This window comes from Humiphilus diazotrophicus, assembly GCF_059726315.1.
Genome location: NZ_AP040870.1, coordinates 7,196,492 through 7,220,838, shown reverse-complemented (window position 1 = coordinate 7,220,838; position 24,347 = coordinate 7,196,492). Strand labels below are relative to the sequence as shown.

22 protein-coding genes are annotated in these 24,347 nt (G+C 56.2%); 11 read left to right on the top strand and 11 right to left on the bottom strand.

Going from position 1 to position 24,347, the window contains the following annotated elements:
• Nucleotides 1-365 precede the first annotated feature (365 nt).
• Nucleotides 366-677, bottom strand: coding sequence for a hypothetical protein (locus AC6I7T_RS28880; RefSeq protein WP_497791298.1), 312 nt, complete (start codon nt 675-677; stop codon nt 366-368).
• Between the two features lie 794 nt (nt 678-1,471).
• On the opposite strand from AC6I7T_RS28880, the gene AC6I7T_RS28875 reads away from it, so the two are divergent.
• From AC6I7T_RS28875 to AC6I7T_RS28865, 3 genes are all read left to right on the top strand, one after another.
• Complete coding sequence (locus AC6I7T_RS28875; protein WP_497791297.1) at nt 1,472-2,656, top strand: hypothetical protein; 1,185 nt, start codon at nt 1,472-1,474, stop codon at nt 2,654-2,656.
• Nucleotides 2,657-2,834: 178 nt separating this feature from the next.
• Nucleotides 2,835-2,975, top strand: a complete 141-nt coding sequence (locus AC6I7T_RS28870; RefSeq protein ID WP_497791296.1) for a hypothetical protein — start codon at nt 2,835-2,837, stop codon at nt 2,973-2,975.
• 125 nt (nt 2,976-3,100) lie between these two features.
• Nucleotides 3,101-4,213, top strand: a complete 1,113-nt coding sequence (locus tag AC6I7T_RS28865; RefSeq protein WP_497791295.1) for a hypothetical protein — start codon at nt 3,101-3,103, stop codon at nt 4,211-4,213.
• A gap of 445 nt (nt 4,214-4,658) precedes the next feature.
• Here the strand turns inward: AC6I7T_RS28865 and AC6I7T_RS28860 are convergent, their stop codons facing one another.
• Nucleotides 4,659-6,068 carry an amidase gene (locus tag AC6I7T_RS28860; protein ID WP_497791294.1) on the bottom strand — a complete coding sequence of 470 codons (1,410 nt, stop codon included), beginning with the start codon at nt 6,066-6,068 and terminating at the stop codon, nt 4,659-4,661.
• A gap of 108 nt (nt 6,069-6,176) precedes the next feature.
• On the opposite strand from AC6I7T_RS28860, the gene AC6I7T_RS28855 reads away from it, so the two are divergent.
• The 4 genes from AC6I7T_RS28855 to AC6I7T_RS28840 all read left to right on the top strand — a co-directional run bounded on the left by AC6I7T_RS28855 (nt 6,177) and on the right by AC6I7T_RS28840 (nt 8,371).
• On the top strand, nt 6,177-6,740 hold the full coding sequence (locus AC6I7T_RS28855; RefSeq protein WP_497790283.1) for a TetR/AcrR family transcriptional regulator: 564 nt from the start codon (nt 6,177-6,179) through the stop codon (nt 6,738-6,740).
• A gap of 525 nt (nt 6,741-7,265) precedes the next feature.
• Nucleotides 7,266-7,667 (top strand): YciI family protein, encoded by a 402-nt coding sequence (locus AC6I7T_RS28850; protein WP_497791293.1) that lies wholly within the window; start codon nt 7,266-7,268, stop codon nt 7,665-7,667.
• 57 nt (nt 7,668-7,724) lie between these two features.
• Nucleotides 7,725-8,111 (top strand): dihydrofolate reductase family protein, encoded by a 387-nt coding sequence (locus AC6I7T_RS28845; protein WP_497791292.1) that lies wholly within the window; start codon nt 7,725-7,727, stop codon nt 8,109-8,111.
• The gene (locus AC6I7T_RS28840; protein WP_497791291.1) at nt 8,108-8,371 is read left to right on the top strand and encodes a dihydrofolate reductase family protein; all 264 of its coding nucleotides are present in this window, start codon (nt 8,108-8,110) and stop codon (nt 8,369-8,371) included. The genes AC6I7T_RS28845 and AC6I7T_RS28840 overlap by 4 nt, the downstream gene beginning before the upstream one ends.
• A 190-nt stretch (nt 8,372-8,561) precedes the next feature.
• Here the strand turns inward: AC6I7T_RS28840 and AC6I7T_RS28835 are convergent, their stop codons facing one another.
• Nucleotides 8,562-9,125 carry a GNAT family N-acetyltransferase gene (locus tag AC6I7T_RS28835; RefSeq protein ID WP_497791290.1) on the bottom strand — a complete coding sequence of 188 codons (564 nt, stop codon included), beginning with the start codon at nt 9,123-9,125 and terminating at the stop codon, nt 8,562-8,564.
• A 141-nt stretch (nt 9,126-9,266) separates the two neighbouring features.
• Nucleotides 9,267-9,695, bottom strand: coding sequence for a hypothetical protein (locus tag AC6I7T_RS28830; RefSeq protein WP_497791289.1), 429 nt, complete (start codon nt 9,693-9,695; stop codon nt 9,267-9,269).
• Between the two features lie 194 nt (nt 9,696-9,889).
• Here AC6I7T_RS28830 and AC6I7T_RS28825 point away from each other — a divergent pair, with 194 nt between their 5' ends.
• A complete protein-coding gene (locus tag AC6I7T_RS28825) occupies nt 9,890-10,276 on the top strand; it encodes a hypothetical protein (protein WP_497791288.1) in 387 nt (128 codons plus the stop codon).
• Between the two features lie 193 nt (nt 10,277-10,469).
• Here the strand turns inward: AC6I7T_RS28825 and AC6I7T_RS28820 are convergent, their stop codons facing one another.
• The 5 genes from AC6I7T_RS28820 to AC6I7T_RS28800 form a co-directional block, all read right to left on the bottom strand.
• A complete protein-coding gene (locus tag AC6I7T_RS28820; RefSeq protein ID WP_497791287.1) occupies nt 10,470-10,634 on the bottom strand; it encodes a hypothetical protein in 165 nt (54 codons plus the stop codon).
• Nucleotides 10,631-13,324 (bottom strand): serine/threonine-protein kinase, encoded by a 2,694-nt coding sequence (locus AC6I7T_RS28815; protein WP_497791286.1) that lies wholly within the window; start codon nt 13,322-13,324, stop codon nt 10,631-10,633. Before AC6I7T_RS28815 ends, AC6I7T_RS28820 begins: the two co-directional genes overlap by 4 nt.
• Nucleotides 13,279-13,860: a sigma-70 family RNA polymerase sigma factor gene (locus tag AC6I7T_RS28810; RefSeq protein ID WP_497791285.1), complete on the bottom strand. Its 582-nt coding sequence runs from the start codon at nt 13,858-13,860 to the stop codon at nt 13,279-13,281. Before AC6I7T_RS28810 ends, AC6I7T_RS28815 begins: the two co-directional genes overlap by 46 nt.
• Nucleotides 13,861-13,971: 111 nt before the next feature.
• Complete coding sequence (locus tag AC6I7T_RS28805; RefSeq protein ID WP_497791284.1) at nt 13,972-15,156, bottom strand: PQQ-binding-like beta-propeller repeat protein; 1,185 nt, start codon at nt 15,154-15,156, stop codon at nt 13,972-13,974.
• Between the two features lie 78 nt (nt 15,157-15,234).
• Nucleotides 15,235-15,921, bottom strand: a complete 687-nt coding sequence (locus AC6I7T_RS28800) for a hypothetical protein (RefSeq protein ID WP_497791283.1) — start codon at nt 15,919-15,921, stop codon at nt 15,235-15,237.
• Nucleotides 15,922-16,166: 245 nt separating this feature from the next.
• On the opposite strand from AC6I7T_RS28800, the gene AC6I7T_RS28795 reads away from it, so the two are divergent.
• The gene (locus AC6I7T_RS28795) at nt 16,167-18,266 is read left to right on the top strand and encodes a tetratricopeptide repeat protein (RefSeq protein ID WP_497791282.1); all 2,100 of its coding nucleotides are present in this window, start codon (nt 16,167-16,169) and stop codon (nt 18,264-18,266) included.
• Between the two features lie 89 nt (nt 18,267-18,355).
• Complete coding sequence (locus AC6I7T_RS28790; RefSeq protein WP_497791281.1) at nt 18,356-19,618, top strand: hypothetical protein; 1,263 nt, start codon at nt 18,356-18,358, stop codon at nt 19,616-19,618.
• 292 nt (nt 19,619-19,910) lie between these two features.
• On the opposite strand, the gene AC6I7T_RS28785 is transcribed toward AC6I7T_RS28790, so the two are convergent.
• Nucleotides 19,911-20,483, bottom strand: a complete 573-nt coding sequence (locus AC6I7T_RS28785; protein ID WP_497791280.1) for a hypothetical protein — start codon at nt 20,481-20,483, stop codon at nt 19,911-19,913.
• A 272-nt stretch (nt 20,484-20,755) separates the two neighbouring features.
• The gene (locus AC6I7T_RS28780; RefSeq protein ID WP_497791279.1) at nt 20,756-21,772 is read right to left on the bottom strand and encodes an alpha/beta fold hydrolase; all 1,017 of its coding nucleotides are present in this window, start codon (nt 21,770-21,772) and stop codon (nt 20,756-20,758) included.
• 787 nt (nt 21,773-22,559) lie between these two features.
• On the opposite strand from AC6I7T_RS28780, the gene AC6I7T_RS28775 reads away from it, so the two are divergent.
• Nucleotides 22,560-24,218 carry a HAMP domain-containing methyl-accepting chemotaxis protein gene (locus AC6I7T_RS28775; RefSeq protein WP_497791278.1) on the top strand — a complete coding sequence of 553 codons (1,659 nt, stop codon included), beginning with the start codon at nt 22,560-22,562 and terminating at the stop codon, nt 24,216-24,218.
• Nucleotides 24,219-24,347 lie beyond the last annotated feature (129 nt).

Here is a 24,347-nt window from a genome sequence, read left to right as displayed (position 1 = left end):
GACGACAGTTCAGGATCCTAACTGAGTAGGCTCGAAAGCAGTCGCGAGATAGGTACTGGGAAGTGGGCTTCAGTTCAGCTTTTTTGCTCATGTTCGTCAACGATCGCATAATCTCAAAATCACTCATTGATTGTCCAAAAGTCCGCTTCGGGGACTCGAAGCCGGTTTCAGGACAATTCCCGGCCCGTCCACCAGCCGGAAGTCAAACTCTCAGACGATACCATGAGCGTTTTCAGCACTGATCCTCACCTCACGACTTCACATGTTTCTCCTAATCGCCGATCGAAGGTCTCAAAGATCACGATCAAAGTCGCCAAGCGATAGTATCCAGCTGCTGGACTTTCGGCAGAATATAGAAGAACATTTCAATAGATTTCTTTTTGTGGCAGATTCATCTTGGCTAAGTTGAACACAAGAAACATTCCAAGATCATGGGCTACTCCACTCTTGGGCATCCACCGATCAACTACGTGATAGGTTCCGTTCTTTGCCCCCTCAATGATCCACTGCGATCCGTCGGTGCCTGTCTGATCGGCCACAGGGTTGGGAGCTATCCAGAAACCAGCCTCATCTACGAGAGAAAGGAACTTTCTGGTTTCATCGCTGTCCAAGATATAGTTTGAGTTCATAATGAGTTTCCCAGGAGCATAACCGCCAGCACCACTTGTTTTCTTCACTGTTAGCACACCGGTTTTATCAGGTTGTATGTCAATCCGAATCGCAATAGGGTGGTCGAAGGTGCGAAGCCAGAGGAATCGGTATGAATGCGAAAGGTGATTGTCTGTCAACTTGAGTAGCGAGGGCTCCTGCAGAGCAAGAAGATGGGAAGAATACCATTGCTCCTTAAAGTTATCGCCCCTGAGGTCAAGGGAGGATTTGGGAAAGAACTGAGCGTTGCATACGGATATACTGAGCGCAATTGTTGTAACTAGTATCCAAACTCTTTGCACATGCCCTCTCCAAGCCCAAATTGTGAAGTCTGTCGCCTGTGGATTCATTGTTTTAGACACCTCTGCGGATAGGAATGTTCCCCGCATACTCCAATTGTCGCTTTGACGCAAAGTGATTTGATACAACTTGATCACGCAGTTCGGAAACAAAGTTTGTCCTGTGGCTATCGCAGTCACAGATGCTGCTGAATTATCCAGAAGTCCCATCCGGGATGCCGGTTTCCGGGGGCGTTTCCTATGTTTCTCTCCCAAGCCAATTGTCAATGAGTGATTTGGCCCTGTACGCGTCAATCGAGGAACTCATCATTACGGGTTGCTGGTGCAGGTCAGCCTGGCGCTCGGTTTCCGCCGACACCAAGCGAGTCGTCGATGATGACCAAGCGGTAACTGACGAGTCGGAGGTAGGTGATGCGCCCGGAATATAGAACGACTGTTTCCCGGGGGTATAGATTCTGCCAAAGCTGCGGCCGGTTCGCCACCTGTGTGGGATAATTGCTCTCACTATTCCGCAAAGGCGCGAAATGTTCAGGTTGACTCGAATTCTGGCGTTGATGGTCCTTGTGATCTACGAGATCACGTTCTGTGCTGCCGCTCAATCCTCTTCTCCATCCGTTACGCCTGAAATGAAGGAATGGATCAGTGCGCATCAGGCAGTGTTAAGCAATATAAATACTCTAGGCAGTGGCGGCAGGCTGAGACCATTGGGCAATGCACAGATGCGCCCGTTGCTAGCCCAGGGGTGGCAGCTTGCCGAGAAATGGGCAGGAGCATGGTTCGATCTGCATCCAAATCCTTCGCCAAAGGATCTCGATCAGCTCTTCGTAGACTTCACACCTCCGCCAAATGACCCCGATCCAAAGCTGTCTGACGTCTACGCACTAACGGGCTCGGCGACGCGAATTGCGACTGACGTATATATCGTCACAGCAGATTATGTAGAGAACCAGTCCGCTAACGCCGTCTCGACTTTCTTCCTGGTCGACCGCGGCAAGGATGGTCATTTCCTGTCGAAATGGAGCATCAAGCCTTTGGCCGCTCGTCATTTCCGTAAAAGGGATGAAATCGGGCTCTGGGCGTTTCTCGATTCGTGCTTTTACTATTGTGGACCTCTTGTTGCTCAGACAGTTATGCCGTTGCCCATCTCGGGCAATGGTGAGCCGCGATTCGCAATCGACGCTTACCAAGCAACTAACGGCAACACTCTCTTAAAGCAATTGAGCATCTGGCAGTGGAACGGGACCGAAGCTAAGAATCTCATCATTCGCTCTTATGACCTCTATATAGACGAGGATCGCGATATCCAGCTCGTCGGTAATCTGCTCACCGTGCCCACGAAAGAGCGTACCGAGTCTTTCGGCGTTCTGGGCTGTTGCGCTGAGCCACGCGGGATGTGGGTTCTTCGGATCACTCCCGAGAGCGTGCAGGATCTCGGCCATCGGTTTCTGCAACCCCAAGTCCAATGGGCCGATCGACTCTTGGCAGCCGTGGCAGCCAATTCTTCCGGTGCTGCTGGACTCGCTTCTCCATCCGTCATCTCTTATTTGAGGCACACAGAAATCGAAACAGATTCCGTTGAAGAGTGTCATGTCCTGAACAGCGGAAAGAAGGGTGCTTTCGAAATCACCTTCGGCGTTGGCACGAAGCTTTGGTTTGAATATTACCTTCGCAATGGCCAGCCTTACTTTACTCACGTCCGGGTGGAATAGATAAAGTCGTGATTCTCGGGTCCAACTGCCGGGAGCAGCTTGCGGTCGACTTGTCGCCCATCTGGACTGCCCGGTAAAGAGAGGCCGTCAATGAGCCTGTAATCACCTACTCGCTTTTCAAGGCCAGATTTTCTGTGACGCTTCTATTGTGCATAACAGCGGCGTGGAGGCCGCTCATGTGCGCAAAAAGAACAAACGGCCACCCAGCCGCAAGATCGTGCCGAAGCTTCCAGAGGCAGAATCGCCGGCAGTCGACGAGCGCAAAACGGATTCAACCGTTGTTGAAGATCGCGCAGGTCCTCCCAACGTTTCCGCATAAACTGCTGTCGATGAGCGGTTCGGCCCGCGCCCGATTGCCTCTCTCTTTGGGAATTACGCGTATTCATTTGTGTCTTAAGTAATGGTGGTGGAGCAAGTTCTCTGTTTTCGGTGTCTAAGCAAATAATGAACACCGTGACATGGCTTAAACGTACGCTTCGGGTGGCGTGTGTTATCGCTCTGGCTCTTCTGCTACTCGCATTCCTGGCAGTCCAGGTTCAGCAGAACCTGCTGCGGTATCGCGCCAAGCGGTTGATGGCCGATATGCATCAGATTCGGCTCTATCAGAGCACCTGGGCCGACGCTCAGGCACTCATGTATCGGTGGGGAGCTTGGGGACACTACGACGGAAGTTGCAATGCAAAGGATTGCCGGTACGAGATCAACCTGGAGGATCTCAGCAGTCGTACTGGACATTTCCTGAGCGGCGATACGTATGGGTGGCTTTGGCAGAAAACATACCCCATCTATCGCTGGCTCGGCGGCCGATATACCTGTGTCCGCCTCGCTTTTATCGTGCAAAACGGCACAATCTGGCGGACGAGCACTTCCGTCGATATTGCTATTCCGCCGAAGTTGCTGGAAAAGGAAGAATTCGGTTATCTATTGAGGGTCGAGGCTAGGAGTCAACAGGCGCTTCGACGGACTGAGGGCGGCGGCCCAGTGTTTGGGGGTCGAGATCAGCTTGCCCAACATCCCTACTACAGAGCTGGGCGACCTGGCGGATGCACAGGCTGCCTTATGGTCACAGTGACCTACTCAACTCATACATCCCAGCCCGAGATTCAACGTCTGACCTCGTTCGACCTTTCCTGTCTCACCCGGTTCATCGCCTGCAGACTACCAGGAAACTTGCTGCCGGCAGCCCGTGAATGGAACCTCTATGGCGAGTCGGGGTCGGATTATCGAGTCCCTGGCACTTCGCAGTCACCGTCTACTCCATGTGATATCCCCATCTGGGCACTGGGGAGAGATGCAGTATCCGCATACGTGATCGATGCGATTCCGACAGCGGCGCAGGAAAAGGCAGCTTATCAAATGGAAAACTCGGGGTCTGATGCCGTATCCGAAACGGCCAATGTCAGGATCGTAGAAAAACTCAAGGGAGCCTCTAGCTTGACTCCCGGTACGGTGATCGAGGCCGAAACTTTTCCAGGTATCCACTACAATTCTCCGCAGCCGCCAGAGCATTTAAAGCCGGGAAATCGCTACATCCTACTGACGTCCGGTGAATATTAGGGGAAAGAGGAGAGCCTATCCATAGAACGCTGCGGCGTGCAAGAGAACACCCCCGAAGTTCGCCGCGAACTAGAAAAAGGCTTTGCACAGAACGACAATCTGCGTGGGCCGAAACTTCGGTAGAACAGCCTCGTCACAGTTGCTCCCGAAATAAGTCCCCATATGTCGGCTACTCTTTAGGTATCTATTGTCTAGGCCCAAGGGGCCATGAGTCCGGTTCGAGTCCACGAATCCGGTTTCTAGAGAATTTCCTATGTTGCCTTCCAAGCCAGTTGTCGATGAGTGGTTTGCCCTGTAGTCGCCAATTGAGAGCGGCTGGGCAGATTACTGACGATATGCTGACATCGCGGTACTGATCCTCGCTTAGCGAGGGGCGTTGCGTGCGGTGCTCGTCTGCTCGCGATCACCGCACGCCTGCCACAGTGTCCAGTTTTGAAGGTGTTCTTTACAGATTCGGGTGCAGGTCTCGTGTTGGGCTTACCTGCTCAAGGAGAGAGGCTATGTGAAGGATCGTAGACTCTGCCTGCCAGTTCCCCACGATCTGCACACCAATCGGCATGCCGTCATGACTGGTACCGAAACGCATCGAAATCCCGGGAAGGCCGGTGACATTCAACGGTGTGGTCGCGGACATGATGCCCAGGATGTTCACCGTTTTACCGTTGATCCGTAGCTCCTGCTGACCGTGTTTGAACGAGGGAGTTGGTAGAACAGGTGTCAGCAATGCATCGTATTGCTGGAAGTACTGTGCGTAGCCATCCTTCAGACGCTCCGCAGCCTGCGCGGCATGGATGTAGTCCTGTGCTGGCGTATCGGGCAAGGAGAGCATGAGCCGGGCCATATCCCCGATCTCGTCTTCACGGCGGCCTGCCGTCGTTTTTACAAATCCTGGCTTCATCTCAAGTATGTGCAGACGAGTGAATACGTCGAGGGCATAATCGCGTTCCAGCGCAGGGATACGCACAGGCTCGACGGTGTGCCCGAAATCTTTGAGGGCTTCTGCGGCAGCCTGCACTGTTGCAGCGACCTCGGGATCTATCGGCCCGAATCCTGGTTCCACCAGCCAGCCGACGCGGAGGAAACGCTTGTTGGAGTTGCCGATGCCGTTATCGAATGGAATGGAGCTGCTGGAGTAGCCGTCCTGCCCGTCTGCTCCGGCGAGCTGCGAGAAGGCCAACGATAGATCACGGATGCTCCGCGCCATCGGTCCCACATGCCAGAACCGCCGTGGCTCACGCGGCCAGATGTCTGTCATGGGGACACGTCCGTGTGTCGCTTTCAGCGAGACGATACCAGTATGTGCTGCGGGACCTCGCACGGAAATTGCAAGATCCGTGCCAAGTCCAAGCGGAGACATACCCGCTGCGATTGCTGCCGATTCACCCCCGCTTGAACCGCCCGGAGTGAGATCCAGGTTCCAGGGATTGTTCGTTCTTCCAGTCAGCAGGTTGTTGCTTTCGATTCCGTAAGAGAACTCGGGAAGATTGGTCTTCGCGAGGAGGATGCCTCCTGCTTTCTTCAGCCGGGCGACGCTGGTTGCATCCGTATCGGGAGTTCGGCCCTTGAAGATGGGTGTTCCTCGCTGGGTCAGCACGCCGGCGGTATCGATCGAATCCTTTACCGTGAACGGCACACCATGCAGAGGCCCAAGTTCTTCCCCGCGCTGGACTGCCGCTTCCGCCCGCTTGGCGGTGTTCCATGCATCTTCGGCAATCGTCACGATCGCGTTCACCTTCGGGTTGATTGCCTCGATGCGGTCGAGGTGTGCCTTAACCACTTCGACCGGTGAGACTTCGCGTGTGCGGATCAGCTCGGCCAGCCTTGTTGCGTCGGAATAAACCAGTTCAGTATTCATCTTTTGCCTCCCTACCTGCCACTTGACAGGTTTGATTATTGAGATTCTACCTGCCACATGGTAGATTCAAGAAGTTGAGTATTTTTACGAAAGTTGTGGAGGTGCGCGGTGAGTGAAAATGCCCGTGAAGAGATTCTTGCGGCGGCGAAGCTCGTGGCTCAAGCCCACGGGTATGCCGGACTGAACTTTCGTGATCTTGCCCAGCAGGTTGGTATCAAGGCGGCGAGCATCTACTACTACTTCCCGAGCAAGGCCGAACTGGCGACGGCAGTAGCAAAGCGCTACTGGGAAGACGCTGCGGTCTATCTGGAGTCTCTGCTAAAGGATTCAGCAAAGCCGCTCGACGCGCTGCGCCGTTATCCGGAAACGTTTCGCTGGGCGCTGGCGAACGATAACCGTATCTGCCTATGCAGCTTTATGTCGGCGCAGTTCGATGATGTGCCTGACGAGGTGAGAAAGGAAGTTCAAGCCTTCACAGATGTCAATGTCGCGTGGCTGAAGAAGGTGTTGATCGCTGCGAGGATAGCGAGCCCCAAAGAGGCTGAGAAGAGAGCCCGTGCTATCTACTCCGCAATCGCTGGAGCACAGCTTATGGCTAGAAGCAGAGCAGATATCGCACTCTATGACAGTCTGATCGACAGCTATCGTACAGCCGGATTGCTGCCGGCCTGAATCCGTCCCTATAAACGCGTTTCTCTGAAGAGACGGGGCCGGATCGATGCTAAATCGCCATAACCGGCCAATCGGTTCCCATTTTCATTCAGGTGGTGTGGAGTTTTCTTATCTCGGTGAGGATCTTGATGAGTCGTTTAGAGAGCCGCAAGAGCCGATTGCGAACATTCCCGTCTGGGAGTGAGCGACGGAACATCTCCAATTGATTGTCCAGAAGTCCCCTTCGAGTCCACGAAGCCGTTTTTGCTCCTAACGGGCAGATGTCAGATTGGGCGACAACTCGTCTGTGCTTCGCATGAGAATGAGCTTGGCCCGGCGCATCAGGAGCCGAAGCGTCGTTTCCTTTCAGGGCTGATTCAAGAATTGGAATTTAAAGAAACAGCGGAATCTTAAGAAGATAACAGCAAATTTTTCTAAGAAGAAAATAAAGCTCTGCTGTCGATTTTCCCTTCGCCCGAACGACTATAGGGTGAATCATCCAGCGCGCGGGTTGCACTGCTGGCAACCAAACATAAGGAGAAACCTATGAAATACATCTGTTTGGGATACTACGATCCCGCCAAACACGCGGCCATGACCGAGGACGAGAGAAACGCAATGTTCGACGAATGCTTTGAGTACGACGACCATCTGCGCGTCAACGGGCATTGGGTTGGTGGAGAAGCTCTTCAGCCTCCTGAAACCACTTCGTACGTGCATCGGAAGAACGGCAAGGTCGTGATCACTGACGGTCCCTATGCGGAAACCAAGGAACAACTCGGCGGCATTCTCGTCCTTGAAGCGCGCGACATGAATCATGCGATTCAGCTCATGTCCCAGCACCCGTCCATGAAGTATGGTTCTTCCTTTGAGATACGTCCAACCTTCGATATGAATGAAATCATTCAGGCTAGCGAGCAAAGACGGCACAAGCTCACCGCACGCTGAAGTACCGGCCGAGAGCAGAGTAATGATGCACAACTTAGATGGGGGGAAAGGATTACGATGTCGAAGGTTCGAGTCGCGGGATTTAGTGTTTCTCTGGACGGTTTTGCTGCTGGGGTCGAACAGAGCCTTGAAAATCCGCTAGGTAAGCGGGGTCCGGAGATGTTTCAGTGGTTCTTTCATACGAAGACCTTTTGCGACATGGTCGGGCGGGATGGTGGAACGACAGGTGGTGTGGACGATGTGTTCGCTGAGCGGGCAATGGAGAACTTCGGCGCGTTCATCCTGGGTCGCAACATGTTCGGTCCGGTGCGCGGTCCGTGGCAAGACGACTCCTGGAAGGGCTGGTGGGGTGACAATCCGCCGTACCACGCACCTACCTTCGTTCTCACGCATTACGAGCGTAAACCTCTGGTGATGGAAGGGGGACAATCTTCCACTTTGTGACGAGTGGATTCGAGGAGGCGCTGGCCCTCGCAAAGAAAGCTGCCGGAAGCAGAGACGTCAAGATCGGGGGCGGCGTGGCCACAGTGCGGCAATATCTAAGAGCTGGCCTAATCGACTCTCTCCACATCGCGTCGGTACCCGTTCTTCTCGGTCAAGGAGAACCGCTGTTCGATGGTCTGGACCTTCATGGATTAGGGTTTTCCATAACCGAACGCAAGGCTTCGGAATACGCGACTCATCTTGTGCTCGAGAAAGCGTAGAGAACAGAGCTTCCAGCAAAGGCTTCATCGCGTGGGAGCAAAGCGCGATGAGGATGCGCCATAAACATTAGAGGCCGAGAGTCAACGAGGCTTTCGGTTTTCTCAAGCCGGCAAGTTAGCGAGAAATGGCCAATCCATCTAATTAGCTTCCGGCAACCCGGAACTCTCTACAACTGAGTAAGAACGGCGTTTATGAGGACCGATGCTTATCTCGCCAGCTCTGGGCAGTGATCGCCCACATGCACACCTCGATCTCTTGCGGGCCCCAGAGAATGTTGTGTGTGTAGCTGAACCCCACCCGTTCCAGCAGTTTTCGTGAGTTGTCGTGCTCGACCCCATGTCCAGCGACGATTACGGGCAAGTCTAGCGTCTTGAACCCATGCGCGAGTACCGCGAGCAAAGCCTCCTCGCCCAGGCGCAGCCCCCAGGCGGCTCGCATAAGATTCACGCCGACTTCGATTGTCTGTGGATCCTTCGACCACGGCCGCAGACCAGCACAGCCTGCGAATTCGCCTATCTCACGCAGGAATATTGGCCAATACTGTAGACTCAGGCGACGTCCACGCTCACACTCGGCCTGAAGACGCGTGCGCGCCTGTTCCCTGCTCATGAGCCCGCCGAAGTAGCGAGTCACCTCCGGATCACACCACAACGCTTCAGCAAGCGCGGTATCTTCGTCAGTCCAGCTTCGAAATGTCAAACGAGCAGAGGACAGAGGATGGGGGAACCATGAGCAAAGGAAGCTCCTGCACATCGTACTACGCTATTGAGTCTACTCATTACGCCTGTGACTTAACAGCAGTTGATTGGCCATAAGTCCCCTTCGCAGAATCTAAGCCAATTTCTGACAAATTTGGCCACTGACGACTTAGCCAAACAATTCAGTGAATTGCCTTCATTGAGCATTGGGCTTGTTATTGGCCCCCATGCGATGGATTTTCTCTTCGACTTCCTTGGCCGTTATTGAAGACACGTGCACGATGAGCACGCCTCCAAACATATGTTCCCAGTTGCCGCCCTGTTCCATTATCTGCTTTAAAATTGACTGAAGGGCATCGGATTCAGCGAGGTTTTGGCTAAGGATGTAGCAGTTAGTAACAAGGGGCGAGCGTTCCGCGATCTCAACGAACAGTAGTGCTCCATCTTCAGTTTCGGTTGCCCGTATAACATCTCGATAGACTGCGTCGGTAATGAATGAACTTTCTTCCACGCGGAAGAGATCCTCGCCCATCGGCGTCAGTAAAAGTGTTTCACTGTCACCCCTCGCGGTCCTTATTTTCCGCTCAAGCGCAGTTGTACGCAAATCCCCGGACTCATCAGCCATGCTGAAACACCATCCTAATCCCTTCAGTGAAAGCGTCACGTTAATTGAGATTTGTTAAAGCCGCCAACAGATTTCGTTCGGCATCTTCAAGATTCGAAGGTATGGGTGTAATGCCAACACACCAGCAGGAAAGCCTTTCATCTTGCGTACCCAGCATGGTAGTTTGATGAAACCAGAGAAACACGAAAGAATCTATGGCACACCAAGCTTCTATCCCTGATACGCGTAAGGACATTGTGAAATGGTGGGAATCACGTCGCTTCCGATATAACGTATCGGTTGGCTCTGTGGGCGTCGTTGCCTGGGTTCTGGTTCTCTTCGTCGGTCCACTCGCGGTAAAGCCCGGCGAGGACTTCGAGGAGCCAATCATGATGATCATCGGGCCGGTCATCTATGCCATAGGTGCTAATCTGTGTTATTCGCTTGGTTGGGCCGTGGACACGATCTTTTATCATGGTCATCCTCGAACTATTCTTTACAAGGTCGGACTGATCTTCTCGCTGATTCTGACGGCGCTGCCGGGTGTCTGGGCCGTCGTCGCGTGGTGCATCACGCTCTACACCGGGAAAAAGCTGGATTGAGCCGTGAGGGCTTCTTGGAAAAGGGTTCATCCTGTCTTTGCTGCGGACCTGTATTGATGCTGGACCCAATCAGTATTTTTGCGTCGGACACTCGATGTCGCACACCATCTTCTCCCGAAGACTCGATAGATTCCGAAACGACACTGAACTACGGAGCACCATGCTAGCCAGAAGTCCAGTTCGTGGACTCCTGCTAGATGGCCTCCAAGCCCATAGCGTCATAGGCTGCGTGGCGCAGCTTCTGTTTGTGCCCAAGATAACGTTCGGTGGTTTGTCCCGAAGCCTGTCCCAGAAGGTGGATTTCAACAGTGCTTTTCAAGCCACCAAGAACCCCCTCTTGAGGGCAGGAGACGGTCATCGAAGTGCCGCTTCGGCTGCGAGCCGTTGCCGTGCAGCGAGAGGGTTGTCGGGATGGACGCTGAGGACGCGGTCTGTGTTCTGCAGTGCCAGCCGGCGCCTTGCGTCCGCATTCTTGGCACTGCCCAGCCGTTGCTCCACGGCGGCAGCGCGCATTTGGTTTTCTCCTCGGAGCCGATACACATCGAGATCGTCGGGAATGACTGCGGCCTCCTCGGCAAAGACGCGCTCTACGGCGTCGTATTCGGTGAGCGCTCCGTGGAGGTTGCCCTGCTGAAGTGAGTCTTCGGCCAATGCGTGGTGGCCCTCGGCGAGAGGATAGTAGATATCGCCCGGCGCTGGCGGTTTCTTCGCGAGCAGGTTTTCGAGCTCAGCAATACCGGCCTTCGTCAGCCGCATCCCCTTGTCCCGTTGACCTGCACGTCGATAGACGTCGCCCAAGGTTGCCGCGGCGGCCGCATGCCAGATAACGATGGCCTGATCGGTTGGGTCGGCGGCAACGGCTCTATCGACTTCGGCGAGTACCGAATCGGCAAGCGGAACGGCCTCCCTCGGGGAGGATGCCGCCAATTGCCTGGTGTATGTGTAGGTCATGAAGAGAATGGACATGTTCGTATTGGATGGAGGCCTTACCTTCGATGTCCGAAGAAACTCCATATTCTCGCGTCCCAGGGCAAGGGCTTCGCTATCTCTCCCGTTGGCGGCAAGCGCCACCGCCTTTATGGCGCGCGAGCTAAGTAGCATCTCCACGTCGAGCCAGTTGTTGGGCCGCAACTTCAGTGCTTCTTGCTGCGCAGCGATCGCAATGTCAATGTGGCGGAGCGCCTCTTTAGGATCAGCAAGAGTGGGCCCATGGCCATCCGCTAACACGGTAGAAAGCGCCCTGTGCATGATGTTGACGAAGTGATAGGCAAGGAGGCGATCTTTCGGTTGAGCGGCAAGCGTTGCGTCGCTTTCCCGGGCCGCTTGCGCGAAGGACTGGCTTGCCTCGCGGATATGTCCCTCAGCGCCATGCAGCATGGCCATGTGGTAGTGGACGTAAATGAGGGCGGCGCGATCCTTTTCGCTCGCCTGCGGCAATGCTACGATGCCTTCCGAGATCCGTTCGCTCCGCTTGTAGGCGGCGATAGCGCCGGCGGTATCGCCGAGGTTGTTCGAGCCCGGATTTCCGAGACGCTGACCGAGCGCCATGTAGGCGCGGGCAAGGTCACGCTGCAGGTCGACGTCGTTGTCTTTCTCGGCGGCGAGGCTGTCAATGTATTGGAGCGCACGGTTCAGGATGAGGGCCCGGACCTGCGTTCCTCCCTCCACGTGGTCCAGCGCATCCTGTACCTCGTTGATGTCGAAGCGAGCGAGGCCGCGTAGATCGTCGAATCTGCGCTCGGCGCGTACGCGTTCGCGGACAGCGATGCTGTACTCGCGCCAGAGGGCCAAACCAGCCACGAGAAGCACGAGAGCGACGAAGCCACCGGCAGAAACGCCGGCTTTGTGGCGGCTGCAAAACTTCCGCGTCCGATAGACGAGCGAATCCTTGCGAGCGGCAACCGGCTGGTTCTGCAGATAGCGCATAAGGTCGAGTGCGAACTGTTCGACAGACTGGTAGCGCCGCGCGCTGTCGGCCTCGATCGCGCGGGAGAGGATCAGATCAAGATCGCCGCGAAGAGCCCTTCCCCAGCCTGCAAATGTGGTAGCTCTCTCGGCAGCCTCAGACTCGCGCTGTTCGGCGGCAAGGCGTTTGATGGCGACGCTGGGGAGCGTGGGTGAATCGCGGTTAATTCCCCTCAGCATGGCCAGGTCGGAATCCGAGCCAGTGGCAAAGGGCCGCTGCGCTGCAAGCAACTCGTAGAGCATCACGCCAAGCGAGTACACGTCACTGACTGTGTTGGCCAACTCACCGCGAAGCTGCTCGGGGCTTGCATAGCTTGGCGTAAAGACGTGTGCTGCGGTGCGCGTCGGGTCCGATGGAGACTCGCTGGCGTCGAGAAGCTTCGCGATTCCGAAGTCAAGCAGCTTGGGCGTCCCGTCTTCAAGGACGAGAATGTTTGCAGGCTTCAGATCGCGATGAACGATGAGGTTCTGGTGCGCATACTGAACAGCCGCGCAAACCTTGAGCATGAGTTCAATACGCTGGCGAATCGAGAGCCGGTGCTGGCTGGAGAAGTCATCGAGGCGGACGCCGGGCACATACTCGACGACCAGGTAGGATTGTCCATCGCTGGTGCCGCCGTCGATTAGGTGGGCAATGTTTGGGTGTTGCAGAGAGGCCAGAATTTGTCGCTCCCGGCGAAAGCGCAGCTCGAGCGCGCGGGCCCCAATGCCGAAGTCGCGGCGTATGAGCTTTACAGCAACCTCTTGCTCGAAATCTCCGGTGCGGCGCGCGAGGAAGACGGCTCCCATCCCTCCTTGCCCTAACAGGCGCTCGATGCGATACGGCCCAATCTGGCGTGGCAGGCTATCTGGAGGGTCAAGGAGTTCATTCACTGGACTAAGGTTGGCGGAGTCTTCGGAACCCCTGTTCTGCAGCAGCGAACAGACCTCGGCAGCGATGCGCGGATCCGCGGTCGCAAGAAGTTCTTCGCGGTCGCTCTCGGAGACTTGAGAGCAACGATCAAAAAGTTCAGTGACTGCCGGCCACTGAGTCGGTGTTATGCGCGTTGTGTCTGCTTGCCGTGAAGGCGACGTCTCATCCATGCTTTCGCTACCGCCCAATCGCGCTTGACCGTAGGACAGGAGACGTCCAGTGCGGCCGCAGTCTCTTCTACAGATAAACCGGTGAAGAATCGAAGTTCGACGACGCGCGCCTGGCGAGCGTCCAGTGTCTCCAATTCGGAGAGGGCGCGGTCGAGGTCCAGGATGTCGGGAGCCCTGACAGCGGGGAAACCGATGTCGTCGCATAGAGTAACAAGAAAGCCGCCTCCGCGCTTTTCAGCAAATCGCGCGCGTGCGTGGTCGACAAGAATACGCCGCATCATCTGCGCAGAAACGGCAAAGAAGTGAACGCGGTCTTGCCAGTCGACGGAGTTGAGCCGGCAGAGCCGGAGGTAAGCCTCGCTGACGAGCGCGGTGGGGGTGAGCGTTTCGTTGCCGGAACTCCTGCGGAAGTTGCGCTGTGCAATGGACTTAAGCTCGGCGTGGACGATTGGCAGTAGTCGATTCAGGGCGGATACATCTCCTGCGCTCCATTCGCGCAGCAGCAGGGTCACGTCTGGATTGGCTGTCGCATCCATCGTCGCTTGCCACCCCGCCTTGACTATAACCCAGGCACGGAGAGTCGTGGCAAGGAAATAGATGCGTCCGGATACGGGCGATCTGCCATGTTGTGACGAATCGATGGACGGTCATCGCGCGACCTTGGCGACGAGGCTGAAGTTGTCGTAGTAGATTGCGTCGGGCGTGATGAAGATCTGCTGAGTGGGCCAGGATTCGGCGTAGCGTACGTCGCGGTTCACGCGGTGGGTCCACAGAACCTTGCGCGTAGTGATGTCGATGGCGTGGAGCGGGTAGCGGCCGGACGTGCCCGCGTCGGAGGCGAGGTCGCCGAGAAAGAAGAGGATGTTGCCGTCAACGTAGAGGTGGACTTGAGCTTCGTTGCCGAGGGCGGCTGGAAAGGAAGGCAGGGGCCTGCCGTCGGCCAGCGACCAGGACTCGATGGCCTGGCTGCGCGCGGCAAAGACAATGCCTTGGCCGATGACGGGAGCGCTCAGCGGATAGGGCTTGGGGTAGCCGCCGGAAACGCCCTCGGACTTTCCGGACCAGAGCAGTTTCCCGGTGGAGGCGCTGAGAGCAAGGATCTTGCTGGCGGAAGTCACGACGACAGTGTCGCCAGAAACGGCCGGGGTGGAGTAGCAGTCAGCGGTAGAGGTGGAAACAAAGTGCGATTGATACGACCAAAGTTCCTTACCCGTTGTGGCGTCCACCCCGTGGAGAGAATTGCCGGTTGAATGTGCGCCGTCGCGCTGCCCTCCTCCAAAGAAAATGCGATTGCCGGCGAACGCGATTCCGGTCGCGCACACTGGATCTGCAGAGCCGTAGTCGTAGCTGTAGAGGCGCGCACCGGTGGCTGTGTCGTAGGCGTCCAGATGGCTTTGCGCGCTGTTGACGTAGATTCGTCCGGAATAGAGGATCGGATCGGTCTCGCCGGATTTGCGGTCGACGCTCGTTGACCAGAGCTGGCGTCCGGTCTTGAGGTCGTAGGCAGCCAGGCGGCGCTCGCCAAGTTTCTCTGAAATGGAAAAGACCCGCTGGCCCTCAATGAGGTTTGCGCCGCGCTGCTGTTCGCCGCGATGTGACCAGAGGAGCTTCCCAGTTTCGGCGTTGAAGGCGAAGAGACCGCCATCGCCGGTGATGTTCCCTGCGATGAGGACACCGGAGGCCGCGACAAGGTTGCCGAAGTCACGGGGGCCCACCTTCGCGTTCCACACCAACGTGCCGGGAACCAATTCGTCGGTAGGCGTGCCCGCGAAGGCTGTGCTGGAGATGGAGGTGAGGGCGAGGAGAAGGAGATAGCTAACGAACAGGCGCATGGAGTTTCCTTTGTATATATCGTCACCGTTTGAGTAGCGAGGAAGCGCAAGGTGGAATGATCGCAGGTGCAGCCGCAATCAGGATCCCGCACTCGCCTCGTAGTAGACCTCGATCGCACCATAGAGATCCATGAGGACGAGTGTTCGAGCGCCGTTTTCGCGTTCGAGACGCCAGGCAAAGGCCTGCATGGGCTTGCCTGCAGGAGCGAGGATGAGAGCGTTGTCCTTGTTCACGTAAGTGCCGCGGATAATCTCGTTCATCGAGTCACCAAGGCGTTTGGACTGGAACTTCCCATCGGCGGTGAATGCGTACTCCCAATGAGCTCTCCCATGGTTGACGACCCACAAGCCCACGAGCGAAGCCTGACTGTACGGGATAAGAACGCCGCTTGCATAGCGTTGGTCGAACTTCTCCCAATAGAACGGACTGACGGATCCGAACGCATCTGTGAGCTTCAACGTAGGACGCAAGCCGCCCACGATATTCCAGCGATAGGTTTCGGGCGAAGTCTGAGGTGCCACAAGAGTTAGTCGGTCTCCGGAGATCGCGTAAGTCCCATAGCTAATCTGATAGACCATTGAACCGTAGAGCTTGGATTCATAGCGGCCATCCCGGGTGAAAGCGTACTCATGCGTCACAGTTCCGGATACCTGCGTCCAGAACCCGACGATACCTTCGCCTGTCTGCGACCAGGCGAAGGGAGAAACTAACAGTCCGGCGGCGAGAATCGAGACAATGCCGAGCGGTATCGTGACAGGCTTCATCGTAGGTTGATCCTTTCGCTTCGCAGCTCTCGTCCGTAAGCTGCCTGACTCGCTGAGAGGCAACCGCGGGCTTCTATATGGCCTTCACTGGGTTAACCGGGATCTGCGGCCAAACGGGATCACGCCGATTGCGAATTCCCCAAAAATCTTTTCATAGACAAATCTCAATGCTGAGTGATCCCGTTGGCGGCGCGCTTACGGTTCTCGATATAGAGCTGAACTCACGCTCCTAGGAGAAACCTTTTATGTCAAGCGCTTCCTTCAGAACCGCAACCGCAAGCCGCACGATTACTTTGCTTGTTCTGGCAGCATTCCTGGTACCTGCGTCGCAGGCCCAGTCGGGCGACGGGGGCGCGGACGCCTACAAGCAGTTGCAGCAGATGCAGAACGATCCGCGGTTTAAGCAGATGATGGACAATCCGCAGGTGCGGGACGCAATGAAGGCGGCGACGAAGAATGCAGGCACGACGCCCGCGCAGTCTGGCGGCGTAGCGCGCGTGGGCCTGCCTAAACGCGACGCGGCGCGGCTGGCGACGGTGAGTCGAGTAGCGCCCACAGCCGAACAGTTGGGGGCCTATGTTCCGCGAGTGCATGCCGCGGTTATGGCGATGCTGCCGGCCGACAAGCGCGCGGCAGTGACAGACCTGATCGGGCAACTCAAGGCTGAGGGTCCGGGAGCGCTTGAAGCGGGTGCAAGCGGCCTTTGGATGATGGGAAAACCGGACCTCGCAGTACTGTTGATGGGGCAGGCGGCGTCAGATCATCCGGAACAGGCGAATACGCTGAACAACTATGCGGCGTTCCTGACGATGCTCGGCGCCGAGCCGCAGGCGATCCCGATGCTCGAACGGCTGGCTCAGCAGTATCCGAACGACAGCACCGTGCAGAGCAACCTTGGGCAGGCGTGGTTCGGCCTGGGTGAGATCACGGAGGCGAAGAAGCACCTTGATGCGGCGGTGAGAATCTTCCCTGGTTGTACCCAGGCCAACGATACGTTGGCGGATATCGACGAGGCGAACGGCGATCGGGCGGCTGAGACGGATGCGCTGGAGCACTCAATTGAGACGAGCTACTCCCAGGCCAAGGCCGACAGGCTGGCAAAGCTTGGCAAGAAGGTGGACCAGAACCGGATTCCGTGGCACGTGCACAAAGCGCAGGACCCCATGGGACTGGAGCAGATCACCGTGCCCGCCTTCTGCAAGGGCGTGGACGACGCGAAGGACTGCGCCGCGCGATGGGCAGCGTTCCACGACGAAGTCAGCGCCCGCAATGAGAGCATCGGGGCTGCGTACAACAAGGTGCAGCAGCAGATCGTAACGCGCAGCCAGGCGGCAGGCGCCAAAGCAATTGCTCCCAACGCCAGTATGGCCGACATGATGAACGCGGCGAACCAGATGTTGAAGACAACGGGATTGGGAGACCTGGCTAACTCTCCTATGATGCCTGTGGCGCAGCCTCGGTATCACGCAGCGCTCGACGATCTCAGCCAGCTCGACAGCAAAATCCAGTCCGAGACAGCGCCGATGCAGAAGCAATTGGCGCAGACGCGGGATACGTATGCAGCAAAGCACCGGACGCTCGAAGAAAAATACAAAGATCTGTTCGGTGAAGGAGAGGCTGCGGGCGTGGAAGAGCAGTATTGCTCAGAGGTGGACGCGCTGGAGAACCAGGAATCGGCGGAGGTGAACCCGCTGCTCGAAACCATCTACCAGACCAGCCGGCCGCGCATCATCCGGGCCTACAACGAATTCGTATACTACGCGCAATTCGAGAGTGACGACCTGTCGTTCCAGGCTCTCAAGCTCCATCAGGAGCAGATGTTCCTCGCGTGGCTGAGCTCTGTGCACGGTGCGCCCTATCGGGGTTCGCGCTGCGCAAAGGCGAAAGCGAAAAAGCAATCGACGAAGTTACAAGATTTCTACGATGTGCACTGCGAGCACATCATTACATTCTCGGTACCGAAGATCGGCAGCTTCGATGTCCACTGCAACAAGATGACAACCAAGATCAACTTATCCGCAAAGGTCGCGGACGTTACCCTGAGCGCAAAAGCGAACTGGTCCGAGAACCTGGACACGAACCAGTTCATTGCGGGCCGAGTGGAACAAGGCGTCAAGATTGGTGCTGACACCAAGGTAGGGCCGGTCAAAGCTTCCGCGTCGGCTGAGGCAACATCGTTCATTGAGTTCGACGACCATCAGGTGACAAACGTGGGCGCAGGCCTCTCCGGCTCAGTAGGTGTGGGCCCGGCCTCGGTCACGGTCGACACCAGCACGAGTTGGAGCGCCGGGTCCTCCGAAAGCGGATCGGTGAAGCTGGGAGGGATGACCGTGACCAAATTCTAAGAGAGCTCTGCGCATGTTTGCCTGGATACCGGTCGTCGCCGTCCGGCCTCCAGAGACTTAGCTGATTAACGAAACCGTGAGGAGGCCAAGTGAAAGCGAGAGAATTTGGATTTGCTGTTTTGGGAGTATCCCTGGGAATTGGAAGCCTGTTGGCGCTAGGACAGGGCGTCGATACGCGCTATCTGCCCGACAAGCCGGGTTTTTGGCAGCCCCAGAGATATATGGCGGAGCAAGACCACGGTGCCGGTGCAACTGCGGTCGAACTGCAACAGATCAATTCCAATCTAAAAGCGATTCAAGCGGTGCTGATGGCAACGCCTACCGGAACCAATCCGGTCGGTTTCTATATCACGCCTGCGCCCATGTGGGTCAGTCACGGGCGAACTCAGCCGATTCTACAGGGACTCCACATCTATCCCCTGGCATTCTTCGAGATCCGCAAACAGGGCGTCTGGACGTTGGATATGCACGGAGAAACATCCGGCGCTGGGTACAGCCTCAATAATCTATCGGAGATCGAACGGGTAAGCACCAAAGTCTTCGAAGAGGCTGGCCCCAAGGGCACCCCCCACCCTATCTACACACTACCTGTGCCAGTGCACTCGCTGGGCGGATTTCCGGTATACGGAGACACGCTTTTTATCACCCGGCCCGGCCGCGAACTGTTTGTGCCGGTCTCTGTGGAGCATGCCCTGAAAGCCGCCATGACGGTCTACACCAGGAATCGGGATGCCGCCGACCGCGAATTAGTCGACAGAAAGCAGCGCAATCAGGATTTCAAAGCCAATGAGGCCGATGAATACGAGCAGAAGGAACTCGCTAAATTCGAGAAACAGTGGGGATATCTGCGGGCCACGGATGCAAAGGATTACGAGGAACACAAGCGGCAGTGGATGGCTCCTGTACTGCGGGAACGAGTCGAGCACGAAGCCGCAGCTGCTCCTCCCGTCCGCGGCAACAAGGACAGTGAGTGGTATTTCAATGCAATGGACGAGTATGCCAACGCTCAAAAGAGACTCGCCTCGCTATCCCCGGAAGAAGCGGCATCTCCCGCATGTTTTGAGCCTGTCGACGTGAGACTCCCTTATGCCATGCGGGGCGAAATCCGCAAGATAACGCGCAACCCCGCATGCCTTCCACTTGTGCAGACCAATCCTGATTACTACGACCGCACCTTGCCGCGCACTGCGCCGCAACTGTTGACCATAACCAGCATTACGCGCTGCGTCGATCTTGACCGCCCCAAGGTGGTTCCCACCGCAATCGATATTGAGGGCGGCGGCTGCCCTGTTCACGCAAAAATGTGGCAGGAAATGAACTGGCAGAAACTGGCGGATATCCTGGTCAAATAAAATGGCCTATCTGGACTGCCCTAACTAACTCAACGACGGTTGATTATTCCTGGAGTTTGGGGGCAGTCTCTATAGGGTCGTTTGAGTAGAAGAGGAAGCGATCAAAACTCATGTCGCAGGCAAAGCGGTCGTTGCAAAGATCGATCCACGTTCGCAATAGAACCGTAGGGACTTCAGTGGATCGTTTCGATAGACGAAGAAAGCTGCACCCCTCAGCGCAGCATTGGCCCTACATCGAGTCCTTGCGCTTCCAGCGGCTGCAGGCCTGGAAACGTGGCTTGCCCTGGTCAATCTAAGCGTCAACTTCTGGCAGACCCCATCCCTCGACAATGGCCCAGACAGCGGCAAGGGTGATCAGCACACTACGGAAGAGATGCGCCAATTGAAGTTGTTGGTACGCCTGCGGTGTGAATCCATGGTCTTGCATATTTCCTTGGGCCCCTGCCGCGAACGGTGTACTGAGGATGTTGAGTACGAGCAGTGTTGCGATTCCCCAAAGGGCGCGGCGCGAGATGCGACCTGGCTTGCTCCACAGTCCCAGCACCGCCAATAAGCACATTAGACCGTAGGGCAAGACTACGATGGGCAATCGGGTCGTATAGCCGCGGCTAAATGCTTGCAGGGCGGCATCACCAAGCGCACTCATGTCCACATGGATGCGGTAGACGTTGAAGTACAGTAACCAGCAGACGCCGACATTCCACCACATCAACGCCACGTTGGCACTTTGCAGCCGGCTCGCGGCAGGGCCGCCGATCCAAATGGGCATCGGACGCCGCCTGGCGGCCACAAATCCCACAGCAACTAGGTACAGCAACATGGAGGCGGCTAGCATTCCGAGGAAGGTCAAAAAATATAGTGGCATGTCGCAAGATCCCCTTCTTTGTGCGGCAACCCCGTTCACCTACTGGCCCACGCGCTTTTCATCCTTGTGCTAAGGATAATACGCCATGCAGGCGACCCACTCATTAGCACCACAGTCCACTCTCATCCACTCAGAGCTCTGCCCTGTTCATCGCAGGCTCATCGAGATGAGCAGGTGTTCGGCCCATGGCAAGCCTGTACCACCATGCCCCGCAGCCTATACAGGCGTGCCAACCGCTCCGCGTGTAAGACTTTAATTCGCCAATGCAGCCATCAGAACGTTTTGCCCTGCAGCCAGTTGCGGATGGCCTCAATGAGTTCTGCCTTGCATTCCAGCGGCAGCCAATGCGCGCCGCGCAGATTCGTTACGGTGAGGTCTGGGCAGGTCGCGCGCATTTGATCACCATAATGGTTTCCGTCGATTGTATTAATCGCATCAAGGTCGCCGTTAACAAACAGGACAGGGTGCGAAATACGACCGCCATCGAACGCCTCACGTGCATAAGCGATATTGGCGTCGTCGTTCAAGTACCACGCGCAAGGAGGACGGAAGCCATGAGTTGTAAACGCCTGCACCAACGCGTCAAAGTCTGCTGGCGGCCAGAGAGCCGGGTCAGGTTGAGTCGGCGGGGCGCAGTGCGCGTCGCCGAAGCGTCCTCCATTGCGCGTGACGGTCGCATTCGGCGAAGGCTTGCCGATGGTGGAGGGATCTCCTGACCGGAAGATCGACGCCAGCGATGCTGCCTTGTCCGCGTCGAGGTCCGCCACAGCGGACTCGAAGTGTGTCGTGTAGTAGCGGTAATAATCCCATTGACCGTCCGGATACTTGTCAGCCGGATAAATGGTTCGGTCGACTAGCGGAACGAGCGTGGGCAGGGCGTTCGCGTCGGGAAAATACGGCACCGAAATCAGCACGACGCCACGGCCGCGATTGGGTTCATGTGCGATCAACGAGCCAGCGATGACACTGCCCCAGTCGTGGCCGACCCAGATCGCGGCCTTGCCGCCAAGATGGTCATGGAGCTCTGCCACGTCTCCCACTACTTGCTCGTTGGTATAGGCGTCGTGCGCAGCAGGGGCGGAAGAGCCGCCATAGCCGCGCAGATCTGGCGCGACGCAACGCCAACCGTCGGCAGCGAACGCGTCCAACTGGGCGCGCCACATTAAGCTGAGCTCCGGCCAGCCGTGAAGAAAGAACATCAAAGGTCCGTCGACCGGCCCGCACTCAATGTAATGCGTAGTGTGACGAGGCGTGCTGAAAGTACGCGAGGCTAGCGTGGAGGAAGGCATCCCAAATGCTACACCCGATCACCTCGTGGAGGATACGACATCGGTCGAGTTCAGTCGGCCGCAAACTGAGCGACTAAGCGGGGCTTCGATAGATATAGGAACGGAAAGTCGGCGAGGGTTCAGGAATCTGTCAGCTGGTGTTGATGAATCCCTCTGTCAAGATCTGACCGGGAATACGACTAGAACATGCATTTCGGATTTAACAGCAGTTGCCTGTCCATAAGTCCGGCCCGAGGAACTTACGCTGTTTCTGAATAACCTCCTGAAACTTCACACCTAGAGCAAACCCAGCATAGATGTATCCCGAGCCACAAATCCTTGCGCAGGTTTTCCGTTAAGTCTGGCACCGGTGAGGCGTGCATATCGACAAGAGACGAAGAGGACGGACTTCTCGCGCACTGTGGCGAGCGATGAAACGAAGGCTACATGGGTCGTTGCTGCACTCCCATTCCCCAGACCGGGCGAAGCCGCCACCGGCACAGTTGCCACAAAGGTTTACTAGACACGGCGACACGCCACTCGAATCTACAGAGCTTAGCGGATTATTTAATGCATAGGTGTACGGGTTGAAGCGCTGCAGATTGGTTCACCGTTTGGCCGAGACGCCATGCAAAGCTTGAATCATGTGTTATCTACATTGATTTCATGTGGGGGCATCATTGATTACCTTTGGGTTGCCCTCGTAACACAAGTGTGTCATGCGGGGGTCGTGTGGCGTAGCCGATAAGTCCTTGAGAGCTCATTCTTACTGCTAAATGAGATTTCCCTTTGAAAGGAAAGGGGCTGCATGTCTGCTTTTCGTGACCTTCCCATATCGCGCAAGCTGCTTTTAGGTTTTGGATTGGTATCTGTGCTTACAGCACTTCTTGGTATTGTCGCGCTTGTCAGTTTCTACAGGATTAACGCTGGTATCGATGATATCGTCAACAACTCCATGCCGTCGGTCAAGGTCCTGGCAGAAATTCGTTACAACGCTGCCTCTCTTCGTCGCTCGGACGCCAACACCGGGCTCTGCGAATCCGCGGAGTGCGTTCAGAAGTTCCGCGTCCGCCGCCAGAAAAGCGTCGATGCCTACAGAGCCGCCGTTGCACGTTACGAACCTCTTATCTCCTATCCGGGGGAGCGCGAACTCTTTGTTGCGTTCCGTGACAAGGTCGCTCAGTACCTGGAAAAAAGTGATGAAATAAACCGGCTCATCGACGCCGGCAACATGGAGGAGGCGCGCCGCCGCTTTACCAGCGATCAGTTGGTCGCGATCTTTGATTCCTACAGCTCGGGTATTGAACAGAGTTTGGCACTTAACAATAGGATGGGTACTGAATCTGGTGCCGCTCTGATGCGCTTGGGAAAGACCTCTGGAGCGATTGTATGGATTGCGGTGTTCCTTGCTATAGGACTCTGCATCCTCATCGGTGTGGTTCTCAATCGTTTCATTTCTCCATCGCTTATTGCAGCAACTGCAGCCCTCGAACAAGTAGCGAGGAAGGACCTCACCGTCACGGTGGACGTGCATAGCGCAGACGAGGTCGGTCGCCTGTCCGAAGCACTTAACCAGAGCGTCGCAGCTACCCGCGAGGTGTTGCGCGCGATTGCCCAGGGCGCTGAAACTTTATCTGCCGCCACAGAAGAACTGAGCGTTCGCTCCACCCAGTCTAGTGGCAATGCGAAGACGCAGTCTTCAAGTACCAACCAGATTGCTGCGGCTGCCCATGAAATGACTGCTACCATTGGCGAGATCAGTCATAACGCCGAAGGAGCCGCTAAAGCCAGTCGCGAATCTGCTGAGACCGCGGGCGAAGGCGGAGAAGTGATGAAGAAGGCCAATGCGACCATGGAACGCATTGGACTCACGTCGGCATCGGTTGCTGAACGAATGAACACCCTGGCCCAACGCTCTCAAGACATCGGTAAAGTTGTTAATGTCATCCAGGAGATCAGTGAACAGACCAATCTTCTGGCTCTGAATGCGGCTATCGAAGCTGCGCGCGCAGGAGAACACGGTCGTGGATTCGCTGTCGTTGCCGGCGAAGTTCGCCGACTCGCGGAACGCACGAAGTCAGCAACAGAGGAGATCACAGGAACCATCCACAGCATTCAGCAAGAGACGAGGCTCACGGTCGAAGTCATGGGTGAAAGCCGCCAGCAAGTTCAATCTGGTATGGTCGAAACTGCCAATGCTCAGCGTTCACTTGAGTCCATCATAAAAAAGGTGAAGGATACCGAACACATGGTCAGCCTCATTGCAACCGCTGCCACAGAACAGACCGCAGCCTCAAATGAGATTTCCGATTCGGCAAGCCGTATTTCGCAGCTCGCAGAAGAAAACACCACGGCGGCTGACGAAGCGGCCGACGCATGCAAGGATCTGAGTAAGCTGGCTAATGATCTCGACGTACTTATTCGTCAATTCCAGATTGACGGAGGAAGCATGGTACGCGTTCGCTGAGAGCGTATATACGACGGCAGGAATGTTGCTGAGTGGGAATGCTAGCCGACGATGCTTGTCCGGATGCTATCGGCGTTTGCGGGGATCTATTGACTGATTGACGCGAAACCGATGTCAACGAGAGGTTTG

Bases quoted from the DNA above. Each gene is read 5' to 3' on its own strand.
- AC6I7T_RS28875 (WP_497791297.1), top strand. From the start codon at position 1,472: ATGTTCAGGTTGACTCGAATTCTGGCGTTGATGGTCCTTGTGATCTAC.
- AC6I7T_RS28865 (WP_497791295.1), top strand. From the start codon at position 3,101: ATGAACACCGTGACATGGCTTAAACGTACGCTTCGGGTGGCGTGTGTT.
- AC6I7T_RS28860 (WP_497791294.1), bottom strand. From the start codon at position 6,068: ATGAATACTGAACTGGTTTATTCCGACGCAACAAGGCTGGCCGAGCTG.
- AC6I7T_RS28850 (WP_497791293.1), top strand. From the start codon at position 7,266: ATGAAATACATCTGTTTGGGATACTACGATCCCGCCAAACACGCGGCC.
- AC6I7T_RS28845 (WP_497791292.1), top strand. From the start codon at position 7,725: ATGTCGAAGGTTCGAGTCGCGGGATTTAGTGTTTCTCTGGACGGTTTT.
- AC6I7T_RS28835 (WP_497791290.1), bottom strand. From the start codon at position 9,125: ATGTGCAGGAGCTTCCTTTGCTCATGGTTCCCCCATCCTCTGTCCTCT.
- AC6I7T_RS28830 (WP_497791289.1), bottom strand. From the start codon at position 9,695: ATGGCTGATGAGTCCGGGGATTTGCGTACAACTGCGCTTGAGCGGAAA.
- AC6I7T_RS28825 (WP_497791288.1), top strand. From the start codon at position 9,890: ATGGCACACCAAGCTTCTATCCCTGATACGCGTAAGGACATTGTGAAA.
- AC6I7T_RS28820 (WP_497791287.1), bottom strand. From the start codon at position 10,634: ATGACCGTCTCCTGCCCTCAAGAGGGGGTTCTTGGTGGCTTGAAAAGC.
- AC6I7T_RS28815 (WP_497791286.1), bottom strand. From the start codon at position 13,324: ATGGATGAGACGTCGCCTTCACGGCAAGCAGACACAACGCGCATAACA.
- AC6I7T_RS28810 (WP_497791285.1), bottom strand. From the start codon at position 13,860: ATGGATGCGACAGCCAATCCAGACGTGACCCTGCTGCTGCGCGAATGG.
- AC6I7T_RS28805 (WP_497791284.1), bottom strand. From the start codon at position 15,156: ATGCGCCTGTTCGTTAGCTATCTCCTTCTCCTCGCCCTCACCTCCATC.
- AC6I7T_RS28800 (WP_497791283.1), bottom strand. From the start codon at position 15,921: ATGAAGCCTGTCACGATACCGCTCGGCATTGTCTCGATTCTCGCCGCC.
- AC6I7T_RS28795 (WP_497791282.1), top strand. From the start codon at position 16,167: ATGTCAAGCGCTTCCTTCAGAACCGCAACCGCAAGCCGCACGATTACT.
- AC6I7T_RS28785 (WP_497791280.1), bottom strand. From the start codon at position 20,483: ATGCCACTATATTTTTTGACCTTCCTCGGAATGCTAGCCGCCTCCATG.
- AC6I7T_RS28780 (WP_497791279.1), bottom strand. From the start codon at position 21,772: ATGCCTTCCTCCACGCTAGCCTCGCGTACTTTCAGCACGCCTCGTCAC.
- AC6I7T_RS28775 (WP_497791278.1), top strand. From the start codon at position 22,560: ATGTCTGCTTTTCGTGACCTTCCCATATCGCGCAAGCTGCTTTTAGGT.